General features: G+C 41.7%; 9 protein-coding genes. 7 read left to right on the top strand and 2 right to left on the bottom strand.

From position 1 onward, the window contains the following. Window positions 1-1,671 carry a 2-isopropylmalate synthase gene (locus tag WS40_RS05190; protein ID WP_046440744.1) on the top strand — a complete coding sequence of 557 codons (1,671 nt, stop codon included), beginning with the start codon at window positions 1-3 and terminating at the stop codon, window positions 1,669-1,671. A gap of 86 nt (window positions 1,672-1,757) precedes the next feature. Here WS40_RS05190 and ppk1 read toward each other — a convergent pair whose 3' ends face one another. Together ppk1 and WS40_RS05180 are read right to left on the bottom strand one after the other, a co-directional pair. Then, window positions 1,758-3,902, bottom strand: a complete 2,145-nt coding sequence (ppk1, locus tag WS40_RS05185) for a polyphosphate kinase 1 (protein WP_046440743.1) — start codon at window positions 3,900-3,902, stop codon at window positions 1,758-1,760. A gap of 167 nt (window positions 3,903-4,069) precedes the next feature. Beyond that, window positions 4,070-4,351, bottom strand: a complete 282-nt coding sequence (locus tag WS40_RS05180) for a hypothetical protein (RefSeq protein ID WP_046440740.1) — start codon at window positions 4,349-4,351, stop codon at window positions 4,070-4,072. A 309-nt stretch (window positions 4,352-4,660) separates the two neighbouring features. Here WS40_RS05180 and WS40_RS05175 point away from each other — a divergent pair, with 309 nt between their 5' ends. The 6 genes from WS40_RS05175 to WS40_RS05150 all read left to right on the top strand — a co-directional run bounded on the left by WS40_RS05175 (window position 4,661) and on the right by WS40_RS05150 (window position 14,073). Continuing rightward, entirely contained in the window at window positions 4,661-5,104 is a 444-nt protein-coding gene (locus tag WS40_RS05175; protein ID WP_022288297.1) for a MarR family transcriptional regulator, read from the top strand. Window positions 5,105-5,113: 9 nt separating this feature from the next. Further along, on the top strand, window positions 5,114-5,308 hold the full coding sequence (locus tag WS40_RS05170) for a DUF6472 family protein (RefSeq protein WP_022288298.1): 195 nt from the start codon (window positions 5,114-5,116) through the stop codon (window positions 5,306-5,308). 517 nt (window positions 5,309-5,825) lie between these two features. Continuing rightward, window positions 5,826-6,062 carry a hypothetical protein gene (locus tag WS40_RS05165; RefSeq protein ID WP_046440739.1) on the top strand — a complete coding sequence of 79 codons (237 nt, stop codon included), beginning with the start codon at window positions 5,826-5,828 and terminating at the stop codon, window positions 6,060-6,062. After that, entirely contained in the window at window positions 6,049-6,651 is a 603-nt protein-coding gene (gene lepB / locus WS40_RS05160) for a signal peptidase I (RefSeq protein WP_022288300.1), read from the top strand. The genes WS40_RS05165 and lepB overlap by 14 nt, the downstream gene beginning before the upstream one ends. Window positions 6,652-6,695: 44 nt before the next feature. Then, entirely contained in the window at window positions 6,696-12,446 is a 5,751-nt protein-coding gene (locus tag WS40_RS05155) for a Cna B-type domain-containing protein (protein WP_325208435.1), read from the top strand. Window positions 12,447-12,474: 28 nt separating this feature from the next. Beyond that, window positions 12,475-14,073, top strand: coding sequence for an isopeptide-forming domain-containing fimbrial protein (locus tag WS40_RS05150; RefSeq protein ID WP_046440732.1), 1,599 nt, complete (start codon window positions 12,475-12,477; stop codon window positions 14,071-14,073). The last annotated feature ends 100 nt before the right edge of the window (window positions 14,074-14,173 follow it).

Genomic DNA, 14,173 nt, shown 5'->3' with positions numbered 1-14,173 from the left:
ATGAAAAACGTAGAAAAGTATGAGAGAGGCTATTATATGCCTCCTGTAAAGTGCATGAAGTGGGCTGAAAAAGAGTATGTTGACCATGCTCCAGCATGGTGTTCTGTTGACCTGAGAGATGGAAATCAGGCTCTTATCATTCCTATGAGCCTTGAAGAAAAGCTGGAGTTTTTCACAAAGCTCGTTGAGATAGGCTTTAAGGAGATAGAGATAGGGTTCCCTGCCGCCTCTGAAACAGAGTATGAGTTCTGCCGCACACTTATTGAGAAGAACATGATACCTGATGATGTTACTATTCAGGTGCTCACACAGTCAAGAGAGCATATAATAAAGAAAACATTTGAAGCTATCGACGGCGCAAAGAACGCTGTTGTCCACCTTTATAACTCAACATCTGTTGCACAGAGAGAGCAGGTTTTCCGAAAGTCTAAGGAAGAGATAATCAAGATAGCTACAGACGGTGCAAAGCTCTGTAACGAGTATAAGAAGCACGCAAAGGGCAATATCGTATTCGAGTATTCTCCTGAGAGCTTCACAGGCACAGAGCCTGAGTTTGCAAGAGATATCTGCAACGCTGTTATCGACATCTGGCAGCCTACACCTGATAACAAGGTCATCATCAACCTGCCTGTAACAGTTGAAATGTCAATGCCTCATGTTTATGCTCAGCAGGTAGAGTATATGTGCGACACTCTTCACGACAGAGAGAACGTTATAGTTTCACTTCACCCACATAATGACAGAGGCTGTGCAGTGGCAGACTGCGAAATGGGTCTGCTTGCAGGTGCTGACAGAATAGAGGGTACTTGTTTCGGCAATGGTGAGAGAACAGGCAATGCCGATATCGTTACTATCGCACTTAATATGTACACTCACGGAATTGATCCTAAGCTGGACTTCTCAGATATGCCTGCACTGGTAGAGCTTTATGAGAGAGTTACAAGAATGAAGGTTTATGACAGAAGCCCATATTCAGGCGCACTTGTATTCGCTGCATTCTCAGGCTCACATCAGGACGCTATCGCAAAGGGCATGAACTGGAGAAAAGAAAAGAGCTGTGACAAGTGGACAGTTCCTTATCTTCCTATCGATCCGCATGACGTTGGCAGAGAGTATGACGGTGACGTTATCAGAATAAACTCGCAATCAGGCAAGGGAGGAATAGGCTTTATCCTCCAAAATCAGTTCGGCTACGATCTTCCAAAGAAGATGAGAGAGGACTTTGGCTATAAGGTAAAGGCTGTTTCAGACCACAAGCACGAGGAGCTTATGCCTGATGAGGTCTACAAGATATTCAAGGACGAGTACCTCAACAAGTGCGCACCTGTTGACATTCCTGAAGCACACTATGTTCAGAAGCAGAACGGCACTATCTGCGCCGCTATCACAGCTTCAGTAAACGGTGTAACAGACGATCATACAGCAGAGGGCAACGGACGTCTTGACGCTGTGGCAAATGCTATCAAGCAGGCTTTGAACTTTGATTTTACCGTGGAAACATACACAGAACACGCTCTTGAAAGAAAGTCAACATCTGAGGCTGTTTCGTATGTTGGAATTTCCTGCGGTGATAAGATGTATTGGGGCGTCGGCAGACACTCAGATATCATCGTATCTTCTATCAAGGGACTTGTTTCAGCTATCAACAATGCTTTTGCAGATAAGAAGTAATGAATAAAAATTTAAGGGACAGGCGAAAGTCTGTCCCTTTTTTTGTACAAAAAATGCAGCCATATAGAATATGACCGCATTTTATATTATTTCTTTTTTCTTCTGAAAAGCCTTTTGAGCCAGCCTAAAAAGCCCTTTTTCTCCTTTTCAGGCTCGACAGCCTTGGCATCATTAACAGGAGCAGGCTTTGGTGCATTGGCGTATGCTTCAGCGTAAAATCTGCTTTGTGCGTCAATGGCGATATCTCCACGCTCTGCACGGACATATTTTCCGTCAGGCTGCATTATCCTTGCTTTTACGTTGTCCTGCATCTGGGTGTCAAAAATATCGAGGACACGTTTTTTTACTTCTTCACTGAGGATAGGTGCGGCGACCTCAACTCGCCTTGTGGTGTTTCTTGTCATATAGTCTGCACTGGATATGTATACCTTTTTGCGAACACCTGTGCCGAAAATATATATCCTTGCGTGTTCAAGATATCTGCCCACTATTGAGCGTATCTGCACATTGTCAGTAACGCCCTCCACGCCTGCAACAAGGCAGGATATACCTCTTATAACAAGCTCTACCTTCACGCCTGCCTGAGAACATTCTATTATCTTGTCCATAAGCACCTTATCAGTAAGAGAATTGAGCTTTGCGGCAACATATCCCTCACCGCCTGCTCTTGCAATGCTTATCTCATTATCCATAAGCTCCACTACCTTATTTTGCAGACAGTGGGGAGCGACCATAAGTGCCTTTGAGCTTTCCACAAGCTCGCCCATTGACAGCGTTCTGAACACCTCGCAAGCATCCTGAGCAATGTCATTGTTTGATGTCATAAGGCAAAGGTCGGTATAAAGTCCTGCGGTCTTTTCGTTGTAGTTTCCTGTACCCACCTGAACAGTGTACTTAACGCTGTCGCCAACTTTTCTTGTAATAAGACAAAGCTTTGAATGGACTTTAAGTCCCTGCGGACCATACATTACATGACAGCCTGACTCCTCGAGAAGCTTTGACCACCCTATATTGTTTTCCTCATCAAAACGTGCCCTCAGCTCCACAAGCACAAGCACGTCCTTGCCGTTTTCAGCGGCGTTGCACAAGGCTTTTATCACCTTTGAATTCTTCGCCACACGATACAAAGTCATTTTGACAGACGTAACGCTATCGTCCTTTGCCGCCTCGTCAAGAAGCCTGATAAAAGGCTTTATGGACTCATAAGGATAGTGCAGAAAAAGATCCTTTTCGTCTATTTGCTCTATCATTGACCTTGACGGGTCTATCATCGCAGAGGGCTGCGGCTCCTGTTTCGGGAAGAAAAGTTCCTTTCTGTCAGCAGCCTTGTCAAATACAGAGAAAACATAGGACATATCGAGGGGAGTTTTCTCCACAAAGACTTGCTTTTCTGAAAGCTCCAACCTTGAAAGCAGTTCGTTCAGCACAGTGTCGGATATTTGTTTTGAAAGCTGCAATCTAACAGGACAAAGGCGTTTACGCTTGTTGATAAGCTCAGACATATTTTGTCTGAAATCAAGCTCAGAGTCAAAGCCCTCGTCAACGTCGATGTCGGCGTTTCGTGTCACTCTCATAAGAGCCTTTTCTTCTATTTTATAGCCCTCAAATGCCTTGTCAGCATAATGGAGAATAAGCTCCTCTACAAGGATATAGCTTATGCACCCCTCGTCATCAGGAAGAAAGATCACACGCTGAAATTTCTCGTTACAGCTAACTATACCCACTGTGACGGCAGATTTTGAAGCGAGTTTTGCGACCGCATAAATACTTTGATTTGCAAGAAACGGGAAAGGGTGTCTTTTATCAATGATAAACGCATTAAGGAACGGCTTGACCTCATAGGCATAATAAGCTTCAAGAAATTTCTTATCCTGTTCAGTGAGAGCCTTTATGTTTTTATGTACTATATTTTTAAGCTCCAGTTCCTCGCAGATAGCTTTGTATGTCTTATCTTTTATTGGTATAAGCTCATGAACACGCTCAAATATTGCTGAAAGCTGTTCAGATGGACGCATTTTGGACTTGTTATCTTTATGATCGTCGTCCACAAGCGAGGAATCATAAAGTGAACCCACACGCACCCTAAAAAACTCGTCAAGATTGCTCGCAAATATCGACTGAAAAAGCAATCTTTCAAGAAGCGGTGTAGCACTGTCCTGAGCTTCTTCAAGAACTCTCTCGTTAAATTTAAGCCATGATAACTCTCTGTTATCGTAGACCTTGTTATTCATATTCTTATTTCTCCTAACTCCTATCGTAAGAAAGGCATCTCATATCATACTGTATTATTATACCGCCAAACGAATATGATGTCAATGCAGGTGCCGTAAAAAGCTTGTAAAATCGCCATAAAACAAAAAAACTCCCGCCCGAAGGCAGGAGCAGGTCATCTTGAAGATCAGATCCCGATATATTCCTTAGCGGTCTGGCATATATTTGCACAGTTATTCGCAAGGACGCTGTTGTCTTGTGGCAGATTCGGCAACATGACAATCCAAAAAAGAATGAACACCATTATAAGCATAAGCGTAGCACCAGTCAAAAGTATCAAAGCGGCTGAACGCTTTGATTTCAGTGTTGTATGTACGTCGCTGCACACTTTTTCGGCGGGCTGTGCATTTTCTTTTTCCTCGTTAGGAATACGTTTTTCTTGCTCTTTTTTACACTCAGTACACAACATATACTTTAAACCTCCATAATCTATTTTTACTTCATTAATTATTATACCACATTCTTACCGTCTTGTGTTAAGCTGGCAGCTATAATTTACAGAAATTTCGACTGAACTTTTTGTAAATTGGTAAAATTCTAAAACTTGTCATGCACATATAATCTATCTTCATCAACAAAGCCTCTAAAAGAATCACTTAACAAAATCAAATATTGATATAATTCTGCTATTGACAAATGAGAAACATATGATATAATTACTGTGTGTGGAAAAATAATCGACCTATGCTCATATGCGTGTTATGTGGAGGAAGTAAAAATGGTAGACAATGTACGTCGTGAATGTATCATGTCAATGTATGAGATATACCCTCTCAGCAGAAAATTGGTATTTGATACGTTTGATAAGAAAAAGTATGATATAACAAGAACTCAGCAGATAATAATGCTGTCATTATGTATTGAGGGAACGCTCACGATGTCACAGCTTGCAAGCAAGATAAACACTTCTAATGAGCAGGCAACAAGGGCTGTGGCACAGCTTGTTGACAAGGGCTTTGTTATCAGAATGCAAAACCCCGATAACCGCAGAGTTATCAACATCAGGCTCACTGACGAAGCTATGCGCTTTATGGAAAAGATGAAAAACGAGATACTTGATGATATACTTGGTAAATTTTCCAGTGTTTCAGATAGTGATATGAAAAAAATGAAGGACGCACTTGTATTTATAAATAGTATACTTAAAAAGGTGCTTAAATAGGAGGCTGTTATGACAAAGGCGAAAAAAATAGTCAGCCGTTGCGAAAGCTGTGTGAATTACGTTTTTGATGAGGATTGTGAGTGTTACTGCTGCATGGTCGATCTTGACGAGGACGAAGCATACAGATCAATGAGCGATAGCGAATATAGCTGTCCTTATTACAGGCTTGATGATGAATATGCTGTTGTGAGAAAGCAAAATTGATGATAGATCGGTGAATACATGAAATTTGCCGATTTTTTCTTGCTTTGTTGAAAGTATAAAGTTCAAAAGCTTGTCAATATAGACGTGTAAAGTTTATTTGCTTTGCAGTGAACATTTGTCGTTAAATAAAGACCGATCTGGGGCAGGATTAATATTTGGCTAATGATAGAAAGTTATTTATCAAAGTTTACAAAATATTAATAAATACAGTATTAGTATACAATGTTAAAATATTGACTATGCAGGTTGCTATAATCAAAATAGGAAAGATTTTTTGGGGGAAAGTTGCAATTAGCGTAAAAACGCAGGTTTAGTATTGTTTCATGTTCAAGGCTAATAAATATGCCGTTTTATCATCTGCCGGCACTGTGAAAATGATAAATCAATATTGTGTAAACTATCAGTATATTTATATGTAATAAAATACAAATATGATATATTGTGGGATTGACAAATGGAAAATCAAGTGATATAATACTTGTAAATATATAGGCATACTGCGTCGGAGGTGAGGCTTTTGAAGGATAAGGCGCTTGAAAAACTGTCGAAAAATGAGCTGCTCGAGTTAATGCTTTATCTGCGAAAAGAATATGATAAGCTTAACGCAGAGAATGAAAAGCTTCTTCAAAAGCTCGAAGATAAAAAAAGTATCACTGACCGACTTGACAGGCTGGAGCGGCAGGTAGCTGCACTGACAGGTCACAAGCTGGTTGTTGAGCAGCCGGTAGTGGAGGAAGATCATGGCAGCAGATAGCAAGAACGAGGTGTTAAAAAAACCTGAGCTTCCTGATGTCCAGACACTTGAGCGGGTGGTAAAAAAGCATCATGAAAGGCGGGAATATCTGAGGATACTCCGCAGCACCGTGGCGTCGCTTCTTGTTGTGGCAGCGGCAGCAGTGATCATATCAATGTTATTTTTGCCTGTTTTGAGAGTAACGGGTACAAGTATGACGCCGACTTTGCATGACGACGAGCTGGTGGTGTGCAGAAAGCGTGGAAGCTTTCAGAAGGGCGATATAGTTGCGTTTTATTATAATAATAAGATACTGTTGAAACGTGTTATCGCTACAGCAGGAGATGTGGTGGATATTAAGGAGGACGGTACTGTTATCGTCAACGGAAAAACCTTGAATGAGCCGTATGTTGATGGCAAAGCTCTGGGAGAATGTGATATCGAGTTGCCTTATCAGGTGCCTGACGAGAGAATATTCGTTATGGGCGACCACAGATCTACGTCTGTTGACAGCCGTACAAAGAGGATAGGCTGTATTGCTGAGGAAGCAGTGCTTGGAAAGGTCTCACTGAGGATATATCCTTTTAAAAGGATAGGCACAGTGGACTAGCGTTTATTATAAATAGTGTATAATTTCGGAGGGAGTGATCCGTTTTGCAGAATTTTAACGGTAAAGTTCGGCAATATCTAAAAGAAAATGAAAGGAAAAAACGCAGCCGCTTGTTTGGTGTGGTGCTGTCTGTAGTTATGACAGTGTCAGTGCTGGCGAGTCTTGTTATGCCTGCAATAAGTGCCACTGAGGGTACTTCCGTGGCAGGTGGAGATGTTTCCTATAACGGCGGAAGTTATTCTTATAAGGATGCGAATAGCGTCACGATAAAATCCTATGATGCGGTCGGTTCAGGAAAAGACCAATCTAAAAAGATCGAATTCAATGTGGAATTTGATTTTGACAAGGGCGAAATGACCAATAGGTATATTTATTTCCCTATCGACGATAATGTTAGCCTGCCCGAGGGCGGTATACCGTCAGACGGAACCTGGGGCGATGTCGAGGATACTAACTTCCTTGAAGGACATGGAATTTCAGGTAAGTACAGAGTCGACGAGATAGATGGAAAGAAGTATCTTTTTATTGAGTTTGACGAGCGATATCAACATAAAAATGAGAAGGACGCTATAAGCGGCAAGGCAAGCTTTGAGGGTAATGTAAAGCGTAAGGATACAGATACAGGTGATAAGACCACTGTTGAGATAGGCGGTCAGACGGTTGAAATAGACGGTTTTACTCCGCTCACTATGTCTGCCATAAAGGACGCAAGCGAAACTGCTGACGGAGTTAGGTGGACTATCACAGTGGACAATCCTGCAAAGAAGCCTCTTGACAGGATCGAGGACGAGCTTTTTAAGGATGCTGTTGACGGAAGCTTCACTGTTTCACCTGAGGGTGCAGGAAGCTATGACGCGTCAAGCGGAAAGTTTGTTTTCAGCGATGGATTCAGCGAAGAAAATGTTACCATAAGCTACACGACCCCATATCCTACAAGCGACCCGAATTTCGTTATGTCAGGTAAGGTGGAAAACAAATCCACCACATATGATAAAGACGGAAATGGAGTAAAAGCAGATAAAACTATTTATTCTGAGTCAAAGAAGGATAAGATCTCAAAAACAGGCAAGAATGTTGACTACGACAATAACGAAGTCACATGGGAAATTGTTGTAAGCAACCCTAGCGGTGCAGACCTCAAGGGCTATCACCTTTATGATGAAGCATTCCCTGATGCAAAGCAAGGAAGCTTTGCACTTAAAGCTGATGATGGTTCAGATGTAAAGTACACACTTAATGGAAACACGCTTACGTTTGACGATAAAACAACAGCGTCAAAAATTACTATCGAGTATGTGACAGCTATCGATCCTGACAAGGCGGAAACTACAAATACAGTTAAAATGCAAAGACCTGATAAAAGCCAACCATGGTCTGATATCACATCAAGTGAAACTGTTTATAATAGGTATCAGATATCAAAAAGTGGTTGGATAGATAATAACACGTTAGGTATACTCAAATGGGAAGTAACTGTTAAATGTAATGACAAAAATTCTACCCTTAAAGGCAAGACAATAACTGATAATATGCTTAAAGCAGGACAGATTGTCAGCATAAAGGTTGGAAATGATACCTTTGATGCAACAGTTGCAAGTGACGGTGAGCTTGTTTTGCCTGACAGAATAGGTGACAATAACGAGGTAGTTATTTCCTATGAAACAAAGGTTGCCGACTATGATCTTGGCGACCCTGACAGCAATGGAAATTATGCAGTGAAAAATACTGCAGGTATTGACGGATTCCATTCTGACAAGACAGTTTATTATAAGCCTGTAAACGAGAAGTCAAAAACAGTTCTTGACATTTCTCAGGACGGAAGCAGTGTTACATATAAGTGGCAGGTAGAGGTCAAGCAGACAAACGGTTCCTTTAGGGGCAAGACTATAAGCGATATAATGAACGCTACGTCAAATGATGGCAAGTCAATAAAGAGCGTTCTTGACACTGATTCCATTATCATGTATGTTCAGAGAAATGGAACAGGAAGCTATGAACCGCTTGACAGTTCAAATTACACTGTAGTACCTAATGACGACAACACTTCGTTTGAGATAAAGTTCAATGATAGTGAAGAATTTGACAATATAAACCTTGTGCAGATACAGTATAGCAGTACCGTAGATGTAACAGGTCTTGACGAAGGTACTATTATAAATGTAAATAACAAGGCTACTTATAAAGGTGAAATATTCGAGCCTAGTGCAGATAAGACTAAGTTTACTATAGGCGACAGCTCCAAAGCGCCTTATGAAAAGTATGACGCTGCAAGCAGTGTAGCAGGCGACACAGTGCATGATCTTAGCAGCCTGCCTGTTGTTACTGTAAATGGTGTTGAGTATTACAGGTTTGATTGGCGGCTTGATATCAACAAGGACGGCACTTATAAGCGTAACGATAATGTCGAGATCGTGGACACGCTTCCGGCGGGAATGATATTCTACGAGAACAAGGATTATCTCAAGTATTCATTTGGAAATAGTTCTGATAAGTATGATTTTGCACAAACAAATCAGTTTGAATATTTCTATGATAAGACAGCCAATACAGTAACTTTCAAGACTGCATGGAATCAGCAGGACGCTTGGACAGCTTACTACAGTACACTTGTAAAGGTCGATGATGTTAAGAATGGTGTTTACAAGAATGGTACTGCAGCGTTCAAAAACACAGTTCAGGATAAAGCTGGAAAATATCCGGAGAGAAGCCAGACGCAGACAGTTAAGGAAAAGAACTTGAAGAAAACTTCTTCTCCGAAGTCCACCGGCTGTGAGATAACTTATACCATTGATGTTAACCCTAAAAAGCTTAAATGCTCAACAAACGGAATGATAACTCTCAACGATGTTATCAAGTGCGGAGGCACGGCTGTAGTTAAGACAAAGGACGCTCAGGGTAACATTCAGACAAAAACGGTAAGCATAAATGGCAATTCCGCTGTTGACATGGATCTGAAGTCTATCAAGGTATTTGACGCAGATACGGGTGCAGAGCTTGCTGTGAGTGATTACAGTTATGTGATATCAGATCCGGAGGCAGTTGACGGCACAGTTTCTTGCAGTGCAGATGTTATTACCAACGAAAAGGGCAAGTTTATCGCTAACTTTATTCCAAGTGAAAGTATTGTTGGCGCTAAGGGTACTATTGATCTAACTTTGCCTGAAGGCTACGAAACCGGAAATATAAAGAGTTACTATGTGGCTTATGGCTATATGGACGGCAACAGCTTCAAAGAAGTAAAAGCCTTTGCCAACAAGAGAAGCGAGTGGTCAGATTTTGGCTCAAGCATATCCGTCCCTGTGGAAGAGGTTTCTTCTGAGAAGGCGGGCGGTGTTTTCAGAGTCGAATATGAATACAGGGATAGCAGCGGCTTTTCAAACACTGAAGTCAGCAATGAAAAAATGCTTTCGGCTGTAAAGTGTTCCGCACTGACTGCGAAGACACGAGATTTTGTAAAGAAACTTGAAATAAACGTTCCAGATCAGCGTCACCTGAAATTAGTTTACGTTTATACAGGAAGTCCTGCAAATGATGAGGACGCTGAGAACGGTGGCTATAAAGTCCATGTGTTCAATAATATATCATTTGACACAAACGGCTCTGCTGTAAATGACAGTGAAGATAATGATTCCGAGTTTGAGTTGATAAATCAGTCAAAGGCGTCATCAACAACTGTTGAGCCATTTAAGATTATAAAGGTAGACAGCGGAGACTATAGTATTATGCTTAAGGCTTCTTTTGAGATCTACAGATACACTAAGCTGGAAAATGGTACATACGATTGGCTTCCGGCAGTAGATTTCAAAGAAAATGCTGCGAAAGACAGAAAATCAGTTATCTGGGGAAGTTCGGCGCAGGATAAGGCGCAGACATTCAATGTAAATGCTGACGGGTCATACAACCTTGACCTTGAACCTGCCGCAGGCACCGGAGATACTGAGGGCCATCTTTATAAGCTTATAGAAAAGCAAAGTCCAGAGGGTTATCTTCTTGACGAAACTCCTATTTATTTTGCTTTTAAAGTGCGTCCGGCTGTAGTTCCAAGTGAAGTCGGTGAGGACGGATATCAGTTCGTGAAGAACGGAGATATGTTCAGAGTAACAAATCTGCTGAAAGAGTTTAAGATAACTGCAAGCAAGGTTTGGAGCGATGGAAACGGCAATCATTCGGCAGAGAGCGTAAAGTTTCTTCTTGGCTCGTCTACAACTAAGGTTTTAAGCGGTGTTCCAGATGATATTCAGTGGGGCAGTGCTGAGGTAACTCTTAACGAAGCTAACAATTGGAAACATGAGTGGACAAAGCTTCCTGGATATACAAAGGTCGGCAATGATTACAAGCAGCTTTACTACTATATCAAAGAGATCGATCTTGCAACAGGATATGAGGCTGTATACAGTGCAACGGCAATGAGCAAAAACACTGATGTTACAGTTACGAACGTCAAGGGACTTAACATTACGAAGGAATGGCGTGATGAGCTTGGAAACAAGCTTGCTGACAGTGAGCTTCCTGCTGGTATCGACAAGATCGAGGCAGATGTTTATGAGTCCTCTGTTGCACCAAATTCAACTTCAAGAGTGAATGGAGATAACGGAATACCAACAGATTGCAAACTTATAAAAACTGTTTCTCTGGAAAAGTCTAAGAATTGGACGGTAGCTCTTGACGGTCTTGACAAGGACAAGTATTACTATGTTCTTGAAAAGAATATACCTGACGGCTTTGGCGTTACGTATACTTATTCAAATAACGGCAGTGCCACGGGCTTTGATACGATCGTCAATACCAAGAACCCGCAGAAGGTAGAAAATATGGATGTTCGCCTGCAAAAGGCATGGTCTGACGGCGATAGCAATACCCATACCAATGATAAGGTAACGTTCAATATCTATAGGTCAACAAATAAGGCTGATGTGCCTGAAAAATATAACAAGTTTACAGGCACAATGGATAAGGGACAGAATGTTAAATTCAAGATCCTTACAAGCAATGGAACAGAAATGGCTCAGAACGGAAGCTTCGCCTCTGAGTATGCCATGTATGGCTCGGCTAAGTTCAGTTTTGATATGACAAAGTCATGGATAAATATCGGTGAAACTGAGGGACGTGTTAGAGTTCTTGACAGTTCAGGAGCTGTTCTGGCTGACATCTATAAGTCAGGTGAAAATTGGGTGGACGGCAAGCCTATACCTATGTGGAGCGGTGATAGCAAGTATGTCAGCGTTAGTGATTACGTTACACCGTCTTGGGACAAGAGTCAGTTTGTTCTGAATCTGAATAATATCACTTCAGATATTACTGTTGAACTTACACTTAAGGGCGATAGTGGCTGTTCATATGCAGTGACAGCTAATGAACTTGGCACACCTGAGAAGACGAACGTTACACCTGTTCCTAATAAAGATGCGACACCTAGCGGTGAAGTATTCTTGTGGAAGCAGATAACGCTCACGGCTGATAACAACTGGTCAAATGCCGTTTCTCTTGAAAAAAATGACATCAAGGGTAGTAAGTATTACTATTGGTTTGAGGAGACAGACGTGAACGGTCAGCCGATAATCACATCGTCATACAAAGCTTACTACAGATACAATGGCTCAGAAAATGAGAATTGCATTGATATGACAAAGAACGGTGATCAGTATGTTCAGGTCTATAACAACTCTGAGGAAACCTTGGGAGAGCTGCCTGAAACAGGCGGCATGGGTGTTATCCCATTCGTGGCAGCAGGCGGAACAGTCACTGTTGCTGCAACATTACTTTTAGTTACAAAGCGTCGCAAAAAAACGCTGTAAATAAACCAATATGAAAGAATAATTAATTATGAAGATGAAGAAATTCGCAGCTCTTGCTGCCGCAACCGTTATGTCAGTTTCAGCTATTGCTGCAACATCAGCATTCGGAGTATTTGCTACTGCTGATTTTGGCGTTAATAACATTGTTATCAAGGATTCTGATACAAACAGAGTATATAAGGCTTATCAGATCTTTGACCAGGCATCTGCAACAAATACTATCAAGTGGGGCAAAGGCATTAATGGCGATGCTCTGCTTACCAGCCTGAAAACTCCTGGCCTTAGCACTTATATGTCACAGTTCGACAGTGCCGAGAGCGCAGTAGACGTTGCAAAGATAATCTCAGACGCAGATCATTGGACAAAGGAAGATACTGCCAAGTTTGCAAAAGCCGCTTCTGCCTGCATCATCGACAATAAGTCTGTAACCGCCTATGAAGATAACGGTGAGTACACTATTCCACTTCCAAATGCTGGCTATTATCTCGTTGTCGATGCAACAGAAAATAATGGTGTTGATAAGGCTAACTCAGCTCTTATCCTTAACGTTTCAGGTACAACAAACGTTACTCCAAAGAGGACAAAGCCAACACTTACAAAGCAGATCAAGCACAATGAGAATGACTCATGGGGCGATGTTGGTGACAACGCAATTGGTGACGATGTAGAATTCAAGATCACAACAACTATACCAAGCGATGTATCAGCTTATGACAAGTATACATACACAGTTCGTGACCAGCTCAGCGAGGGCTTTACATTCAATGATAACCTTACATACAAGTACTATGATGCTGACGGTCAGGAGATCACTTCTGTTACAGTAGGTCCTAACACAACAGTTGGCGACGACAGCAGTACGACCGACTATAAGGAATCTTTCTATGTTACTTTCGATATCAAGGAACTTGTAAAGAACTATCCTACAGTTGCTAAGATCGAAACTTATTATTCTGCTAAGCTCAATGAAAAAGCTAAGGTAGCAGTTACTGCTCCTGACAGCGTGAACAATAACCCTAACACAGCTTATCTGACATATTCAAACAATCCTCAGGACACAACAGGTAAGGAGAAAGGTGAAACACCTAAGGTCACAGTTTATGACTGGACATTCTCACTTGTTGGTAACAAGGTAGACGAAAAGGGCGAGCCTCTTGCAGATGCTAAGTTCCAGCTTCAGGATAAGAATGGTGCAGTTCTTAAACTTGTTGATATAAGTGATGGGGAAAACAAGAATGTTTACAGACTTGCTATTGGTAACGAGGCAGGTGCTATCGACACTATCGTAACAGACGCAACAGGTAAGTTCACTATCAAGGGCATTGATGATCAGACAACATACAAGCTTGTTGAGACAGAAGCTCCTGCTCAGTATAACAGAGCTGATCCATATGAGTTCAAGTTTGACACAACATATGATCCTGCTAATACACTTCAGTCCATTCGTATGCTCGACGGCACTGACTCAGGCACAAGCGGTTCAACAGTTAAGATCATAAACCAGAAGGGCGGCTCACTTCCAACAACTGGCGGTATCGGTACTCAGATCTTCTACGGTGTAGGCGGAGCTATCGTACTGGGCGCAGGTGTGCTTCTCATTGCTAAGAAGAGAGCTAAGAACGACTAATTTTTGAATTTATTTTTACCTTTGTCCTGCCGATCTCGGTCGGCAGGCATCAGGGAGGACTCCATGAGGAAGAAAAGCGGTAAATCAACTACAATTTTAT

The organism is Ruminococcus sp. N15.MGS-57, from assembly GCF_000980385.1.
In the GTDB taxonomy this organism is placed as follows: domain Bacteria; phylum Bacillota; class Clostridia; order Oscillospirales; family Ruminococcaceae; genus Hominimerdicola; species Hominimerdicola aceti.
Note: the sequence above shows the minus strand (reverse complement) of the source record. Positions and strands in the feature narration are given on the sequence as shown.